This window comes from Bradyrhizobium sp. IC3195, from assembly GCF_020193585.1.
Taxonomy (GTDB): domain Bacteria; phylum Pseudomonadota; class Alphaproteobacteria; order Rhizobiales; family Xanthobacteraceae; genus Bradyrhizobium; species Bradyrhizobium yuanmingense.
This window is the reverse complement of record NZ_JADYVG010000023.1, coordinates 40,444-55,873: the sequence shown is the minus strand read 5'-3', so window position 1 is coordinate 55,873 and position 15,430 is coordinate 40,444. Positions and strand designations below refer to the sequence as shown.

Here is a 15,430-nt window from a genome sequence, read left to right as displayed (position 1 = left end):
TTGGCCCGTCATGGAATCAGCTTGGCGTGAACAAAGGCCCTGAAAATACAGCAATATGGTTGCCGCACGGGGATGTGAGTGGTATCCCGCGCCCATGACGACCGTCCCTATTTCCAACATCCGCAATTTCTCCATCGTCGCCCATATCGACCATGGCAAATCGACGCTGGCCGACCGCCTGATCCAGATGACCGGCGGCCTCTCCGACCGCGAGATGGCGGGCAAGGAACAGGTGCTCGATTCCATGGACATCGAGCGCGAGCGCGGCATCACGATCAAGGCGCAGACGGTGCGCCTCGCCTACCGCGCCAAGGACGGCAAGGACTACATCTTCAACCTGATGGACACGCCCGGCCATGTCGACTTCGCTTACGAGGTCTCGCGGTCGCTGGCGGCCTGCGAGGGTTCCCTGCTTGTGGTCGACGCCAGCCAGGGCGTCGAGGCGCAGACGCTCGCCAACGTCTACCAGGCGCTCGACAACAATCACGAGATCGTCCCGGTCCTGAACAAGGTCGACCTGCCCGCGGCGGAGCCCGAGAAGGTCAAGCAGCAGATCGAGGACGTCATCGGCATCGACGCCTCGGACGCGGTGATGATCTCGGCCAAGACCGGCCTCGGCATTCCTGATGTGCTGGAAGCCATCGTCACCCGCCTGCCGCCGCCGAAGGGCGATCGCGACGCCACGCTGAAGGCGCTCTTGGTCGACAGCTGGTACGACGTCTATCTCGGCGTCGTCGTGCTGGTGCGCATCGTCGACGGCACGATGAAGAAGGGCCAGCGCGTGCGCATGATGGGCACGGGCGCGGCCTATGACGTCGAGCGCGTCGGCTTCTTCACGCCGAAGATGCAGCAGGTCGAGGAGCTCGGCCCCGGCGAAATCGGCTTCATCACCGCCGCGATCAAGGAAGTCGCCGACACCCGCGTCGGCGACACCATCACCGACGACAGGAAGCCGGTCGCCGAGATGCTGCCGGGCTTCAAGCCGGCGATCCCGGTGGTGTTCTGCGGCCTGTTCCCGGTCGACGCCGACGACTTCGAGACGCTGCGCGCCGCGATGGGCAAGCTGCGCCTCAACGACGCCAGCTTCTCCTTCGAGATGGAGACGTCGGCTGCGCTCGGCTTCGGCTTCCGCTGCGGCTTCCTCGGACTTCTCCACCTCGAGATCATCCAGGAGCGCCTGTCCCGCGAGTTCGACCTCAACCTGATAGCGACCGCGCCGAGCGTGATCTACAAGATGAAGCTCACCGACGGCCAGGAGATCGAGATCCACAATCCCGTCGACATGCCCGACGTGGTCAAGATTGCCGAGATCGACGAGCCCTGGATCGAGGCGACGATCCTAACGCCCGACGAATATCTCGGCAGCGTCTTGAAGCTGTGCCAGGACCGCCGCGGCGCGCAGAAGGAGCTCACTTACGTCGGCTCCCGCGCCATGGTGAAGTACGACCTGCCGCTCAACGAGGTCGTGTTCGACTTCTACGACCGCCTCAAATCGGTCTCCAAGGGCTACGCCTCGTTCGACTATCATCTCACCGACTACAAGCCGGCCGATCTCGTCAAGATGCAGATCCTGGTCAATGCCGAGCCGGTCGATGCGCTCTCGATGCTGGTCCACCGCACCCGCGCGGAAGGGCGCGGCCGCGCCATGGTCGAGAAGATGAAGGAGCTGATCCCGCCGCACATGTTCCAGATCCCGATCCAGGCGGCGATCGGCGGCAAGGTGATCGCGCGCGAGACGGTGCGCGCGCTGCGCAAGGACGTCACCGCGAAATGCTACGGCGGCGACATCACGCGTAAACGAAAACTTCTGGAGAAGCAGAAGGAGGGCAAGAAGAAGATGCGGCAGTTCGGCAAGGTCGACATTCCGCAGGAAGCTTTTATTGCCGCGCTGAAGGTCGACAGCTGAGGCGAGGCTCAGGACGGGCCAGCCGGGTCGCCGGGGCCGGCAAACAGGCGCTCTCCCGACGGCAAACAAAAAAGTGCGAAAACAACCCCATGCACAGTAGCCGCCCTCTTGGCGGCATTGTGCTTTTTCGATTTTACGAAGTCGGTTTGACCCGTCGGGCAAAACAGGGGTATGGTGGCATCATCGAACGCTTGCCTCTCAGCCGTGTATCTATTCCTCGCCCCTCTTCGCGATCCTGATGCCCTCGATGATCCGGTCGCTCGGGTGCAACACGACGCGATCACCTGCAGCTAGTCCGGAGAGAACTTCGGCCACGCGGTTATTCCGGTGGCCGATGCGGACCGGGACAGTTCTTGCACGGCCGTTCTCGTCGGCGAAAACCGCCCATTGGTCGCCTTTTCGGAACAAAGCGCTCACCGGCACGGTCAGCGACTCGGTCGCGCTCCATGTCGTCACGTGAACGATAACACGATAGTCGTGCCCGAGCGTGCCCCACTTCTCGGGCGGGTCGGTGAAATCGATGGTCACGCGGACCCGCTGCTCCTCGGTGCCGAGTGCGGAGACTTTCAGGAAACCGGCCGGGTCGACCCGGACCACCTTTCCCGCGATGGGCTGACCGCCCCAGCCATCGATCCGGACCGGCGCGCCGACCTTGATCTGGACCGCGTCAGTCGAGAGCAGGTCGGCCACGACCTCGAGATCGAACGGGTCGCCGATATCAACCAGCGGCGTCCCGGGCAGAACCGTCGTCTCGCTGTCCTGGATGATCTTCAATACCCGTCCGCTTGTCGGCGCCAGCACACGGATGCAGCAGGTCGGCTCCGCGGGAGGGATAGCGCTTGCCGGGTCCATCAGCCGGGCCGCCAGGCTGGTCCGCACTGCGCGGCGCATCTCGACCTGGGCCTTGGCACCTCTCAGGGCGGCCTCGTTGGTGGCGACCTCGAATTTCGCCTTGTCGTAGGCCTGGGCCGAGGTGGATTGCGTCCGCAACAGCGTCTGCACCCGCTGGAACTCGGTCCGCGAAAAATCCAGCGCGGCTTCGATCCGCTGCACTTCAGCTTCCTGCTGCTGGATCGCGGCGTCTGCGGCCAGGACCTCCGCCTGCAGCTGATCGCGCGATCGCGCATCGATGAAGCCGGGCAGCGTCGGTTGCATCAGGGCGACGGTCTGGTTAGCGACGACGTCGTCGCCGACATGGAGCGAAGGCCCCTGCTCGCCGAGCGGATGCGAGATTCTCAAGACCTTGCCCGCGATCGGCGCCGACACCGTGTAGACGTGGCGCACGCGGGTCTTGCCGTCGTCGTCCGCCGTGACCTCGATCGGCCCCTTCGCGACGGTCGCGAGATCGACCAGAACCGGTCGGGGCCAGGCGAACCAAGCGAGCCCTGCGAGGATCGCAGCAGCGAGCGCGGCGCCGATGATGCGTTTGGTCCAGTTGGCGGGCATGGCTAATCTCGCGTCTTGAGGACCGCAACAAGGTCCAATCTGTCGATGCGTTCTCGGATCACGGCGGCGGAAACGATGGCGGCCAGCACCACGACGGACGTGGCGATCACGTAAGTCGAGTGCTCGACGACGAGGCGGACGCGCATCAACTCGCCGGCAAGGTTCGTTTTCATTACCCAGGCGAGGCCGTAGCCCATCAGCCAACCGGGCGGTTGGGCGATCAGGGTGAGGATGGCGAGCTCAAGCAGCAGGATGCGCAGCACCTCGCCGCGCGTGAAGCCGAGCACGCGCAGGCTGGCCAGTTCGCGCGCCCGTTCGGACAGCGAAATGCGCGCATTGTTGTAGACGACGCCGAACGCGATCACGCCGGCAAGGCCCGTGTAGATACTCGCCATCGTGGTGACGAGCAGCGCGACGGTCTTGCGGAAGTTCGCCAGCGAAACGCGCTGCAGCGCCACGCCGCCGACCGTCGGTATGGACTTCACCGCCGTGTAGAAGTCCTCCGTCCGGTTCTCGTCGAGGCTGAGATTGACGCTAGTGACGACGGGCGCCTCGCGCATCAGCTTGTGCAACGCCTCGATCTCCATCATGCCCCTAATCCCGAAGTAGTCCTCGACGGTCGCGACGACCGGCACCGTCACGGATCGCCTGGCGCCCTCCAACAGATCGACCTCGACGCTATCGCCTGGTCCGACGCCGAGGATATGCGCGAGCATGCCGGAGATGGCGAGGCCCGTCTCCGGCAGGATGACCGGCCGAAGCTCGACGTCGATGATGCGCCTGAGGTGGGCAGCAGCCGGTCGGCCGCTGATGACGATGCGCCGTTCGACGTTGCCGTGGCGGATCCGGACCGGCACCTCGCGGAACGGCTCGGCGGCGAGAACGCCCGGAAGCCGGCTCACCTGCTCCACGACATTTGCGATCCGCTTCTCGGCAAAGCCGATGGTTGCGTCCTGCCGGTCGGCGAGGAAGTAGGTCACATCGGTCAGATGCTCCATGCTGTCCCGCGTGAACAGCGAGACGACTAGGATCGCGGTGGCCAGCGCCATGCCGAGCGCCGTGAAGAAGGCCCGTACCGGATGCCGGGCGATGTTGCGGATCATCATCAGCGTCGGCTGCGACACGATCCGGTCGAGCTGGATGCGCGCCGAAAGCAGCCGGCGATAGACCGGCGGAGCCGGCGCCTGCATGGCGACGGCCGGGGGCAGCTTCACCACCTCGCGCAACGCACGGAATGCGCCGATCGCCGCAGCCGCCGCGCTAAGCGCACCTGCCGTGAGATAAACGTCCGGTGCCTTCGCGAACACCAGGAACGGAAAGTGGAAGAAGTCGCCGAACAGCGCGGTGACGTGCAAACCGAGCCAGGTGCCCACGATGCCGCCCAACACGATGCCGACCACGACGATGAAGGCAACGAACTTGAAATAGTGCAGCACGATGCTGCCGTCTGAATAACCCAGCGCCTTCAGCAGGCCGATCTGCTCGCGCTCGAGCGCGACCAGCCGGGTCAAGGTGAGATTGACGAGGAAGGCCGCGACCAGCAGGAAGATCGGCGGCAGCGTGCGGCTCATGTTGTTGAGCATGTCGAGTTCATGATCGAGCCAGGCGTGCGAGGTCTGGTCCTTGCGGCCATGCGCCGCCTGCCCGCCATAAGGATCGAGCAGGGCGTCCAGTCGCCGGACCACATCGCGCTCGGAGGCGCCGGGCTGCAGCTTGACCGCGACCGCCGAGAAGGCGCCGTCGAGATCGTAGGCAGCGCTAAGCACCTTCTCCGACATCCAGACGATGGCATAGCGGCGATCGTCCGGCATCAGGTCGCCCGGTCCGACCGTGTAAACGAACTCGGGCGACAGCGCGATGCCGACGATGACGAGCTCGCGCTTCCTGCCGTTGAGGATGGCGGAGAACCGCGCCCCCTCGACGAAACCGTGCGCCCGAGCGAACGGCTCGTTGACGACGACCTCTTCGGTCCGTCCCGGCGCCGGGAACCGCCCGGAGCGCATGTAGAGCCGGTTGAGATGCTGCTCACCCGTGTCGGCCAGCGAAACGAACTGCGCGCTGGCCGGCGCGGAGAAACCGGGAATGTCGAGTAGCGCCGGCTTGGCGATACGGGTGTCGATGGCGGCGACTCCTGGGATCTCGCCGATCCTGTCGGTGAGCGCCTTCGGTGCCCGCTTCGCCTGCGCGAACACATCGGCAAAGCCGTAACGCTCGTAATAAGCGATCCGGGTCTCCTCCAGCGATCGGTGCGAGCCCACCGCGAGCACCAGCGTCGCAACCCCGCCGCCGACGACCAGCGCGACCGCGAGCACCTGCGCCCAGAGCCGTCTGACGTCACGAAGCAGCTTGATGTCTAGCACCTTCATGTCGTCACCAGGTGAGCTCGGCGGCCTCCCGCCGGGCCTCGTTGGTCCGGATGCGGGAGATGCGACCGTCGGCGAAGAACAGCACTCGGTCGGCGACCTCCTGGATGCTGGCGTTGTGGGTGATGATGACTGTAGTGGTCCCGAGCTGCCGGTTGACGCCAAGCAGCGCCTCGATGACGCGGATGCCGGTCTTCGAATCCAACGCCCCGGTCGGCTCGTCGCAGAGCAGCACCGCCGGCCGCTTCGCGAACGCGCGGGCGATGGCGACGCGCTGCTGCTCGCCGCCGGAGAGCTGGGCGGGAAAGTGATGCATCCTCGCTTCGAGTCCGACCAGCGCGAGGGCGTCGGCCGGCCGCATCGGATTCTTGGCGACTTCGGTGACCAGCGCGACGTTTTCGTAGGCCGTGAGGCTGGGCACCAGATTGTAGAACTGGAAGACGAAGCCGACGTGATCGCGGCGGTACTTCGTGAGTTCGCGGTCCTCCAGGTCCGTTAGGTCCAGATCGCGGAAGAACAGCCGGCCGCTGGTCGGACGGTCGAGGCCGCCCATGATGTTGAGCAACGTCGTCTTGCCGCTGCCGGAGGGGCCGAGCAGCACGACCACTTCCTTCTCGGGAATGTCGAGGTCGACCTCGTTGAGGGCATGCACCATCACCTCGCCGGAGACATAGATCTTAGTCAGCGCCTTTGCGGTGAAGACGGGAACGCTCATTGACGTCCTTTAAAGCTAGCGCCGTTTGCAGGCATCTCCTCGCGAAGGTCAGCCGTGACGATAGCCGCCAGAAGAGCTATGACCGGATCGCCGGTTGAGATGGGGAATGAAGGCCGGCACCTGCGCGGCATACCGGGCATAGGCCTCGCCGAACTCGCTCCGGGCCTCACGCTCCTCGTCCCTGGCGAGCTTCACGTACATGACGGTCAACACCGGAAACATCGCCAAGGTCAGAATCGTCGGCCATTGCAACAGGAAGCCGAACATCACCAGCACGAAGCCGACATATTGCGGATGCCGGACGTAGCTGTAAGGACCGGTGGTGGCGAGGCTCCGGGTCTGCTGCGCCTCGTACAGCGTCCTCCAGGCGAGGGAGATCAGGATGAACCCGGCGCCGATGAAGATGAAGCTGACGACATGGAACGGCCCCGTGTGGGGATTGGTCTTCCAGCCGAACATCATCTCGAGCAGATGACCGGCGTCGTGCGAGAACCAGTCGACGTTCGGGTAGCGCGACTGCAGCCAACCCGACAGGAAATAGATGGTGAGCGGAAAACCGTACATCTCCGCGAACAGCGCCACCAGGAACGCGCTGAAGGCGCCGAAGGAGCGCCAGTCGCGCGAGGTCTGCGGATTGAAGAAGCTGTAGGAAAACAGGATGAACACCGCCGAGTTGACGGTGACGAGGCTCCAGAGGCCGTAAGCAGGCGGAATGTCGTGCATCACGCGCTCCTCGAATCGTTTGGCCGGCCGCCACCGTGACGGTGACCATGGCCGCCATGCATGAAGAAATGCATCAGCGGACAGGCAAGGAGCGGCAGCCAGACCAGGAGCCCCAGCACGTGAGCCCTGTGCTCGCTGAACAGCAGCACGCCGGCGATGGCCAGGAATCCGATCAGGACCAGGCCAGCCTTGGCTCTCATGGACATGCCCGCGGCATGCCGCTGTCGATAAGCGGAATGATCCTGCACCGGCATGGGCGCGCTCCTCTCGATCCCCGCAGCATAGGAGCACCGCCGCCATCGCTTTTGACGCAGATCAAAGGCTCGCGGGAGCTGAGCGCGCGAGACAATTAGCAACCGATCGTACCTTGAGATTCGTCAAGACCGACGTTGCGCCGATGCGTATCGTGGACCTTCGCAACCTGGAGGACCGAACATGATCACCAAGACGCTTCTCGCCACAATCGGCATTGTTTCCCTGCTGGCCGTACCCGCCACGGCTCAATCCACCGACAAGGAAAAGAACGGCCATCACTACAGCGGCGGACCCAAGACAGAAGTTCCGCACCACATGGGCAAGAAAGAAAAGACCGGCACCTCTGCCAACGCTCAATCAGGCGGTCATCACTACACGGGCGGCCCCGGCACGTCGTCGCCTCATCACATGGGCAACAAGAAATAGTTCGATCTTAGCGGCACGCGAAGGCAAGAAGAAGATGCGGCAATTCGGCAAGGTCGACATGCCGCAGGAAGCTTCATGGCCGCGCTGAAGCATGGCACCTGCATCGCAGCGTGTGCGATGCAGGCATCCACGTTCGCTGCTAATCGATCACGATTTCCTCTTTGCCTCGACGTATCGCGCAAAATTGTCGAGGATCGCCTGCCAGCCGCCCTGCTGCTGTTCGACCGAGTGCGTGGTTTCGGCGTCGAAGACGACACGGACGACAACACTCTTCGGGCCGGGCTCGAAGTCGACCTCGGCCTTTCGATCGCCGAACGCGTATTCGATCCGCTTGTGCTCGACGATCTTGGTGTAGGTGCCGGCGAAGTCGAAGCCGATGCTGCCGTCCTTGGCCTCCATCCGCGACGAGAAGGCGCCGCCGTCCCGCAGGTCGACCGTCGCACTGGTCGTATGCCAGTCGTCGGACGCGGCATTCCACTTCACGATGTCGGCTGGCGTCGTATAGGCACGCCAGACCTGATCGATCGGGGCGGCTACGCTGGTTTCGACGGTGATCCTCATGGGCATTGCTCCAGTTGCGACTTTGACGCTCGAGTTGACGGAATCTCGCCAGCGTGCCGGGTCCATTTCCTGCACGTCCGGGACGTGTCGACCCGAGGACGATCGAGACCGGCCCATGCCGACATGGTTCGGCGTCAATGTGCCAAAAAAGTTGGAGAAGTTGTGGTGTGGGCAAGCGAAGTGTGCCTGCGCGCACGCCTCGTCCTTCGAGACGACGCTGACGCGTCTCCTCAGGATGAGGCTCATTGGGCGTCGGTGCCTGTTGAAACTGCTGCCGCGGACTCCGCCCTCATCCTGAGGAGCCCGCTCAAGCGGGCGTCTCGAAGGATGGCCGCAGGGAAAAACTCTCAAATGCGATAGCCCTGCCCGCCAGCTTCGCTCTTCGGGCTGCGGCGGACAAGTCGCACTACCATCCTGCGCTGCTCGTCAGATCGGCCTCGTCTTCCCTCGAATGGCCATCGACCGTTTCAGGACCTGCTGGGCATCGGCATAGCGGCCTTGATACTTGTAGAGACCGGCGAGGTTTTCCAGAACGCCGGCGAGATCCGGATGGTCAGGGCCGAGGGTTTTCTCGAAAGTGGCCGCCGACCGCTTGAACAGCCGCTCGGCCTCCGCGTTACGGCCCTGGCGCCCATAGAGCGCAGCCAGATTGTTCTGTGCCTGGGCGATGTCGGGATGATCCGGGCCGAACGCCTTCTCGGTCACCGCCATCGACCGCTTCAGCAGCCGCTCGGCATCGGCATAGCGATTGCGATTGATATAGGCGTCGGCCAAATTGTTCATCAGCACCGTGGCTTCGGGGTCGTCGGGACCGAGCGCCTTCTGCAGCACGGCGAGGCCTCGCTTGAACAGCGGTATAGCCTCATCGTATCGGCCCTGATGGCTGTAGACAGCGCCCAGATTGCTCAACGCCATCACGATCGATGGATCACCGCTTTTCTCGTGAATGGCGATCGACCGCTTGAGCACCGGCTCCGCTTCGGCGTAACGCTCTTCCGCACGGTAGAGGTCGCCGAGATTGTTCAGCACCATCGCGACTTCGGAGTGATTCGGGCCGAGCGTCTTCTCGTCAATGGCCAGCGCGCGCTTGTACAGCGGTTCGGCAACGGCGTATTGGCCGAGATTGTAATGGATCGTGCCGAGGTCGTTCAGCGGCATCGCGACGTGCGCATCATCGGGGCCGAACTCCTTCTCGCGAAGGGCCAGCGACTTCTGGGCCAGAGGCAGTGCTTCCATGTACTTCCCGGCCCGATAAAGCTGCTTCATCTGCCGGGCCAGCGTGCCCGCCTCGTCCTCTTCGGCATGGGACGGCACGCCGAACGACAGGCTCAAGGCGAGCGCTGTGACTGCGACGCAAATCGATGCTGTCAAGGTCCTCATCGCGCCTTCCCTCGTCGCGGCTATTGGGACTTACGCGCCATTGGTGCTCCCGGAAGCCGGACAGGTTCAATGCAACCGCGGCTTTCCGACGCGACCGACCGCGCCAGCGCGGCTGTATGCCATTGGCAGGCATCAGCAATTGATCATTGCCCGAGCTGCTGCAGCACAGCAGACCACAACGCGAGCGGCTCCCTGAAGGCTCCGGGTTCGTTCGGCTTCTGGCGAACGGCCGTGTGCACCATGACGAGCTTGGAGGCGGGATCGACCAGGATGAGCTGACCGCGAATGCCGATGAGGGCAAATCGGCGCTGCTCGCCGGGGAGGAGCCACACCTGATAGCCGTAGCCGAAATAGCGCGTGGCCACGCGTGGAGCGAGATGACCCTCCTCTGGCCTGACGGTCGTGGCATCCAGCAGCCACTGCCGGGGGATCAGCTGCCGGCCTTCCCAGGCGCCGTCATGGGCGAGCAACCGGGCCAAGCGCGCATAATCGCGCAAGGTCGCGTTGAAGCAGCAATAGGCGATCTCCTGCCCGCTGCCGTCGATCACCCAGGAGGCGTCCGCCTCGGTGCCGATGGGGTCCCAGATCCGGTCGCGGAGATAGTCGGCGACCGGCGTGCCCGTGGCGGCGCGCAGGACCAAGCCGAGTATCTCCGTTTCAACGCTGGCATAGTGGAATTTGGTGCCTGGCGGCGCGGTCCGCGTGTTGAACTGCGCGACGATGGCGGCGGGATCTTTCGGCGGGCCGGCGAACAAGGCCCGCCCAAGCCGGGCGATGTCGTCGTTCCCGTCATAGACTTCCGAGAATTCGACGCCCGACGACATGTTCAACAAGGCGCGGATGGACGTGTTGCCATATTCCGTGCCTGCAAGGCCGTCGACATAGGTCGCGACGAGGTCGTCGATCGACTTGATCCGTCCCTCCGAGACCGCGATCCCGACCAGCATGGCTACCAGAGTCTTGGCCATGGACATCGAAACAAAGCGGTGGTGGTCGGTCCGTGCATATTGATAGTGCTCGTACAGGATGGTGTCGTCCCTGGCGATCAGGAGGCCCGTCGCCGGGTTGCGCTTGAGGTAGTCCGCAATGCCGAGCTTTTCGGTGCCAAGACTGTAGGTGACCTGTGGCTCCGGCGCGCGCTTGAATTGCCAGAGCGTCGTCGCGCGAGCGACCCGGCGCGAGGGATAGATCTCGCCGAAATGGCTGTAGCTGCCGACGAGCTTGTCGAGCGGGGGAGCGGCGCCGCGCGTGCCGACCGGATAGCCTTCAGCCGCGCCGTAGAGCTCGGCATCGGGACCGCTATCCGAAAAGACCGGCCCCGGCGCGGCGGGCGCGCTTCGGACGTCCTGCGCGCACGCCAGGGGCGACCAGATCGCGGAAACAAAAATGACGGGCAGGAAAAGCCGGCGGCACCCGCGCGGCCTAAACGACGCTCCCCAGTTCATTGCACTTGCCTCCCCGCACGTTGGTGGGTGTGCGCTTCACGAGAACAACATCGCAGGCTGGTGACGCGCGGCATGCTATCATTGCGGGCGGGCCGTGTCAGCCTGCGGTGGCAACCCGCCTTGCTCTCGCCCCGCGGATCAGTCACCATCCCTGCCGCGCACCATCAACAAGAGCAAAAGCGCCAAGGAAACGCATGAGCAAGCCGTCACGTTTCGACTATGGCTGGGTCGTTGTCGCCGCGGGGGCGCTGATGACCTGCATCGGGTTCGGCACGATGCTGTCGCTGGCGGTGTTCCTGCAGCCGATCTCGGAGGCGATGGGCTGGTCGCGCGCCGGGGTGTCGGCTGCCGCGACGCTGGATTTCCTCTTTATGGGATTCGCCGCATTCCTATGGGGCACGCTGTCGGACCGGTTCGGCACCCGCATCGTGGTGCTCTCGGGAAGCGTTCTGCTGGGACTAGGTCTCGTCACAGCGAGCCAGGCAGCAAGCCTGTGGCAATTCCAGCTTTGCTTCGGCGTGCTGATCGGGATCGCCGTGGGCAGCTTCTACGCACCGATGATGGCGCTCGCGAGCGCCTGGATCGAAAAGAACTGCAGCCTCGCGGTGGCGCTGGTCTCGGCCGGCATGGGCGTGTCCCCGGTGACGGTCGCGCCGGCCGCGAGCTGGCTGATCACGGCCTATGATTGGCGCACCGCGATGCTGACGATCGGCATCGCTTCGTGGGCGCTGTTGATCCCCGCCTGCTTCCTGGTACGTCCGGCGCCGCCAGCCGCGGGCTCCGCAACGACGGACGCGGCGCCAGAGGTCGAGATGGGCGCGGCGCAGGCGCTGCGCACGCCGCAATTCATCGCGCTCGCAGCGGCGCATTTCGCCTGCTGCGCGGCGCATTCCGGCCCGATCTTCCACATGGTGTCCTATGCGATGGTCTGCGGCATCGCTCCGCTCACGGCAGTGACGGTCTATAGCGTCGCCGGCGTCTCAGGCCTCGGCGGACGCCTGCTGCTGGGCGCGCTGGCCGATCGCATCGGCGCGAAACCGGTCCTTGTCGGCGGGCTGTTCGTGCAGGCGATGTGCATTGCGACCTATCTGGCGGTGGCGCAGCTCGGCGAGTTCTACGCGCTCTCGGTCGTGTTCGGCCTCGCCTATGGTGGGGTGATGCCGCTCTATGCGGTGCTGGTCCGCGAGTTCTTCGGCCCGCGCATTATGGGCACGGTGTTCGGTGCCGTGTCGGCCTTCGCCAGCCTCGGCATGGCGCTCGGGCCCTGGGCCGGCGGGATCGTGTTCGATACTTTCCAGCAATACACCTGGCTGCACGCCGGCTCCTTCGCGATCGGGCTTGCGGCGGTCGCGGTGGCGCTGAGTTTTCCGACGCGGCGCAGGCCATCGCTCGATCTTAGCCGCGCGACGGCGTGACACCGGACAGTGGCGAATACCGGATCTGACTTTGCATAAATGTAAGTTTGATGGATTTCGCCTCCCTCGGTCATCCTACTTCCTGCCTTCTGGCACCGATTATCTTCGTGTACCATTGCCCTTGTGATCAGATCGTTCTGGCATCGCGAGAGGCCAAATGAGGCGGCGGACGTTTCTGAGCTTCTTGGGAATGACGGCGATATCGGCGCGCGAAGCCTTGGCCCAAAAGCGCGTTCCGGTCGTGGGATTCGTCGGATTTGCCACGCCGGAAATCGACAATGCGGTGCTCGTTCCGTTCCGGAAGGCGCTGGCCGAGCTGGGTTACGTGGAGGGCCGCACCATCGTCATCGAGGCCCACTCGACGGCCGGCGATGTGTCGCGGGGCCTTGCATTGATCGACGACCTCGTGGCCAGACAGGTGGACGTGCTGCTTTCGCCCGGCCCGGCCGCAGCACGCGCGATCATCAGGAAAACCAATATTCCCGTCGTCGCCGTGGCGCTGCCTGCGGTGCAAAGCGACCCTGAATTGTTTCAGAGCCTCGCGCGGCCGGGCGGCAGTCTCACCGGCTTCGCCGCGTTCGGCGAGGAGATGTCGGCCAAGCGCATTGAGATGATCCGGGAGATCCTGCCCTCGCTGAAGCGGATCGGCGTCTTGAACAATGCGACGGACCCGACCTTCAGCGCCTGGGGCGCGCAAACCATCGAGGAAGCACGACGCGCCGGGCTGGAACCGGTGCGCCTCGGACTGACGAGCGCGTCGCCGGCGGCGGTTGCCGAGCAATTCAACGTGCTCGCGGGCGCCGGCGGCAACGCCGTGATTGTCATTCGCGACTACATGACCGCCGCGATGCAGGACGCAATTTGCCGTATCGGCATCGACATGAAGATCGCCGTCATCGGCCAGCAGAAGGAGTTCGCGCATGCCGGCGCTCTGATCAGCTATGGCGCCGACATCGGCGACCTGTTTCGTCGCGCCGCGGGCTATGTTGATCTGATCCTGAAGGGACAAAAGCCGGCAAATATGCCAATCCAGCTGCCAACCAAATTCGAACTGGCCGTCAATCTCAAGACCGCGCGTGCGCTCGGCGTGACGATCCCGCCCACCATCCTCGTGCTGACGGACGACGTGATCGAGTGACAGGTCGTTGAAAATCCGCCGATTACCGCGCCGTGAGGGGGGCTCAAATCCAGTCATTCGCGAAGCTTCGGCGGAGCAGTTCATGGAATGCAGCATCCGGCCCGCGCTCGACGATGACGCCGCGGCCATCAGCGCCGTCATCTTGCGTGCGCTGCGCGAAACTAATGCAAGGGACTATACGGCGGAGATCATCGCGCGGATCGAGCCCAGCTTCGGCCCGGATACCGTGCGCCGGCTGATCGGGCAGCGCACCGTTTTCGTCGCCACGATCGGCGGCCGCCCGGTCGGAACGGCAAGCCTCGACGGAAGCGTCGTCCGCACAGTCTTCGTTTCTCCGGACGTTCAGGCTCGCGGGATCGGCAAGCTGCTGATGGCCGAGATCGAGCGCACGGCGCGCGAGCGGAACATTCCGTCCTTGACGGTCCGTTCATCGGTCACTGCAGAGACCTTCTATGCGCGACTGGGGTTCAATGCCGTGCGCGACAGCTATTATGGGGACGAACGCACGATCATCATGGAGCGGGTGCTCATCGAGCGGACCTAGACCTGGTCCACACCATGGCAATCGCCGCGGAGAGCCCGACGCGTGGTGGTAGTTCGAGCTCTTGCGGAACCCATCGCCGACGGACGGGCGCGAGTATCTCGCCGTTCTTGCCAGTTCTGATTAGTAAGCACGAAGCCTGATGGTCCGGTCTCGATCTACCGATACGAGCTGGATTGCACCAGCTTGTGTTCGACGCGCGATTTGTAGTCGCAACGAAAGTCGAGTCGCGCTTCGAAAAGTGGAAATTAGTTTTGCGACATAATCGTAATGACTCCGACGCAAAAAAAGAAAATAGGGTGCAATCAACAAGAATATAATGGGAGGAGCAGATGGATACTGCGGGTCGCCTGCGCGCGATGGCATTATTGTGCCGTCAGACAGCCGCGCGTCATCCGGATCGAGGTTGGAAACTACTCGCGGAAGCTGAATATTGGGAGCACTTGGCCAATGATGCGCCGCTCGAGCATGTCGACCATTGCTCGGTTCGCTCACCGCTTCACCGTGAGCACGCTATGATACAATCGGCCACGGCCGACGCGAGGTGAGAGCGAAACAGAATAATTTGTTAGCTTCTGTGTGCCTAACCTGAAGAGTGCCGCCCACCGCCGATGCGGCACATTGGAATGGGAATGCCGGCCCCGGCTGTTACCCCATCCTGCGGCTGGGGCCGTTTTGAACTTTCGCAGCATCGTTCAAACCCGATCCACAACCATGCTCAGAAGCATCGCTATAGCGCTCTTCGGAAAAGGCATCTTGTCTCGGCTCGATCGAGCGCTCTCCCATGGTCGCAATACTGAGGCTGCGCCCAGCCTTGTGCGGGACATCGGCCGAGGCTTCGGGCTGTAGGGCGCCGTCCACGCGCCTCGTCGATCAGGCAGCGCCTGCCCTACCGGCGACTATTTCTTCAACAATATTCCTTTCGCTCGCGCCATTCGCCTGACCGATCCGGCGTGGCGGCCCAGTTCGGCGGCAATCTTCGATACCCCAATGCCCTGCCGGGCCAGCGTGACCAGCCGTCGAACCTCCTGCTCGGCCCATTGCTTCGGCTTCGGTGTCTTCATGGTGCGACCCCACGACCGCACGACTTAACGACGGCAGCTGACGGTCCGCACT

At 63.9% G+C, this 15,430-nt stretch carries 14 protein-coding genes; 5 read left to right on the top strand and 9 right to left on the bottom strand.

Features of this window, described 5'->3' with window-relative positions:
• Window positions 1-94 precede the first annotated feature (94 nt).
• The gene (lepA, locus tag I6F09_RS30885) at window positions 95-1,906 is read left to right on the top strand and encodes a translation elongation factor 4 (protein WP_036041840.1); all 1,812 of its coding nucleotides are present in this window, start codon (window positions 95-97) and stop codon (window positions 1,904-1,906) included.
• A 210-nt stretch (window positions 1,907-2,116) separates the two neighbouring features.
• Here lepA and I6F09_RS30880 read toward each other — a convergent pair whose 3' ends face one another.
• From I6F09_RS30880 to I6F09_RS30860, 5 genes are read right to left on the bottom strand one after another with little or no spacing between them, the layout of a single operon-like run.
• Complete coding sequence (locus I6F09_RS30880) at window positions 2,117-3,352, bottom strand: HlyD family efflux transporter periplasmic adaptor subunit (protein ID WP_036026436.1); 1,236 nt, start codon at window positions 3,350-3,352, stop codon at window positions 2,117-2,119.
• Between the two features lie 2 nt (window positions 3,353-3,354).
• Window positions 3,355-5,718: an FtsX-like permease family protein gene (locus I6F09_RS30875; RefSeq protein ID WP_036026435.1), complete on the bottom strand. Its 2,364-nt coding sequence runs from the start codon at window positions 5,716-5,718 to the stop codon at window positions 3,355-3,357.
• Between the two features lie 4 nt (window positions 5,719-5,722).
• On the bottom strand, window positions 5,723-6,430 hold the full coding sequence (locus I6F09_RS30870) for an ABC transporter ATP-binding protein (protein WP_225189765.1): 708 nt from the start codon (window positions 6,428-6,430) through the stop codon (window positions 5,723-5,725).
• 48 nt (window positions 6,431-6,478) lie between these two features.
• Entirely contained in the window at window positions 6,479-7,153 is a 675-nt protein-coding gene (locus I6F09_RS30865) for an isoprenylcysteine carboxylmethyltransferase family protein (RefSeq protein ID WP_225189764.1), read from the bottom strand.
• Window positions 7,153-7,407: a DUF2933 domain-containing protein gene (locus I6F09_RS30860; RefSeq protein ID WP_036026429.1), complete on the bottom strand. Its 255-nt coding sequence runs from the start codon at window positions 7,405-7,407 to the stop codon at window positions 7,153-7,155. The genes I6F09_RS30865 and I6F09_RS30860 overlap by 1 nt, the downstream gene beginning before the upstream one ends.
• A 181-nt stretch (window positions 7,408-7,588) precedes the next feature.
• Here I6F09_RS30860 and I6F09_RS30855 point away from each other — a divergent pair, with 181 nt between their 5' ends.
• Window positions 7,589-7,834: a hypothetical protein gene (locus I6F09_RS30855; protein ID WP_036014203.1), complete on the top strand. Its 246-nt coding sequence runs from the start codon at window positions 7,589-7,591 to the stop codon at window positions 7,832-7,834.
• 147 nt (window positions 7,835-7,981) lie between these two features.
• On the opposite strand, the gene I6F09_RS30850 is transcribed toward I6F09_RS30855, so the two are convergent.
• The 3 genes from I6F09_RS30850 to I6F09_RS30840 all read right to left on the bottom strand — a co-directional run bounded on the left by I6F09_RS30850 (window position 7,982) and on the right by I6F09_RS30840 (window position 11,220).
• A complete protein-coding gene (locus tag I6F09_RS30850; protein WP_225189763.1) occupies window positions 7,982-8,395 on the bottom strand; it encodes an SRPBCC family protein in 414 nt (137 codons plus the stop codon).
• A gap of 426 nt (window positions 8,396-8,821) precedes the next feature.
• A complete protein-coding gene (locus I6F09_RS30845; protein ID WP_036014205.1) occupies window positions 8,822-9,775 on the bottom strand; it encodes a tetratricopeptide repeat protein in 954 nt (317 codons plus the stop codon).
• A gap of 143 nt (window positions 9,776-9,918) precedes the next feature.
• Window positions 9,919-11,220, bottom strand: coding sequence for a serine hydrolase (locus tag I6F09_RS30840; protein ID WP_225186122.1), 1,302 nt, complete (start codon window positions 11,218-11,220; stop codon window positions 9,919-9,921).
• A gap of 194 nt (window positions 11,221-11,414) precedes the next feature.
• Here I6F09_RS30840 and I6F09_RS30835 point away from each other — a divergent pair, with 194 nt between their 5' ends.
• The 3 genes from I6F09_RS30835 to I6F09_RS30825 all read left to right on the top strand — a co-directional run bounded on the left by I6F09_RS30835 (window position 11,415) and on the right by I6F09_RS30825 (window position 14,317).
• Complete coding sequence (locus tag I6F09_RS30835; RefSeq protein WP_225189762.1) at window positions 11,415-12,635, top strand: MFS transporter; 1,221 nt, start codon at window positions 11,415-11,417, stop codon at window positions 12,633-12,635.
• 190 nt (window positions 12,636-12,825) lie between these two features.
• Complete coding sequence (locus I6F09_RS30830) at window positions 12,826-13,773, top strand: ABC transporter substrate-binding protein (RefSeq protein ID WP_036014208.1); 948 nt, start codon at window positions 12,826-12,828, stop codon at window positions 13,771-13,773.
• An 82-nt stretch (window positions 13,774-13,855) separates the two neighbouring features.
• Window positions 13,856-14,317, top strand: a complete 462-nt coding sequence (locus tag I6F09_RS30825; protein WP_225189761.1) for a GNAT family N-acetyltransferase — start codon at window positions 13,856-13,858, stop codon at window positions 14,315-14,317.
• A gap of 896 nt (window positions 14,318-15,213) precedes the next feature.
• Here I6F09_RS30825 and I6F09_RS30820 read toward each other — a convergent pair.
• Window positions 15,214-15,378 carry a helix-turn-helix domain-containing protein gene (locus I6F09_RS30820; protein ID WP_162130849.1) on the bottom strand — a complete coding sequence of 55 codons (165 nt, stop codon included), beginning with the start codon at window positions 15,376-15,378 and terminating at the stop codon, window positions 15,214-15,216.
• Between the last annotated feature and the right edge of the window lie 52 nt (window positions 15,379-15,430).

Coding starts and splice junctions, on each gene's coding strand:
- lepA (WP_036041840.1), top strand. CDS start 95: ATGACGACCGTCCCTATTTCCAACATCCGCAATTTCTCCATCGTCGCC.
- I6F09_RS30880 (WP_036026436.1), bottom strand. CDS start 3,352: ATGCCCGCCAACTGGACCAAACGCATCATCGGCGCCGCGCTCGCTGCT.
- I6F09_RS30875 (WP_036026435.1), bottom strand. CDS start 5,718: ATGAAGGTGCTAGACATCAAGCTGCTTCGTGACGTCAGACGGCTCTGG.
- I6F09_RS30870 (WP_225189765.1), bottom strand. CDS start 6,430: ATGAGCGTTCCCGTCTTCACCGCAAAGGCGCTGACTAAGATCTATGTC.
- I6F09_RS30865 (WP_225189764.1), bottom strand. CDS start 7,153: ATGCACGACATTCCGCCTGCTTACGGCCTCTGGAGCCTCGTCACCGTC.
- I6F09_RS30860 (WP_036026429.1), bottom strand. CDS start 7,407: ATGCCGGTGCAGGATCATTCCGCTTATCGACAGCGGCATGCCGCGGGC.
- I6F09_RS30855 (WP_036014203.1), top strand. CDS start 7,589: ATGATCACCAAGACGCTTCTCGCCACAATCGGCATTGTTTCCCTGCTG.
- I6F09_RS30850 (WP_225189763.1), bottom strand. CDS start 8,395: ATGAGGATCACCGTCGAAACCAGCGTAGCCGCCCCGATCGATCAGGTC.
- I6F09_RS30845 (WP_036014205.1), bottom strand. CDS start 9,775: ATGAGGACCTTGACAGCATCGATTTGCGTCGCAGTCACAGCGCTCGCC.
- I6F09_RS30840 (WP_225186122.1), bottom strand. CDS start 11,220: ATGAACTGGGGAGCGTCGTTTAGGCCGCGCGGGTGCCGCCGGCTTTTC.
- I6F09_RS30835 (WP_225189762.1), top strand. CDS start 11,415: ATGAGCAAGCCGTCACGTTTCGACTATGGCTGGGTCGTTGTCGCCGCG.
- I6F09_RS30830 (WP_036014208.1), top strand. CDS start 12,826: ATGACGGCGATATCGGCGCGCGAAGCCTTGGCCCAAAAGCGCGTTCCG.
- I6F09_RS30825 (WP_225189761.1), top strand. CDS start 13,856: ATGGAATGCAGCATCCGGCCCGCGCTCGACGATGACGCCGCGGCCATC.
- I6F09_RS30820 (WP_162130849.1), bottom strand. CDS start 15,378: ATGAAGACACCGAAGCCGAAGCAATGGGCCGAGCAGGAGGTTCGACGG.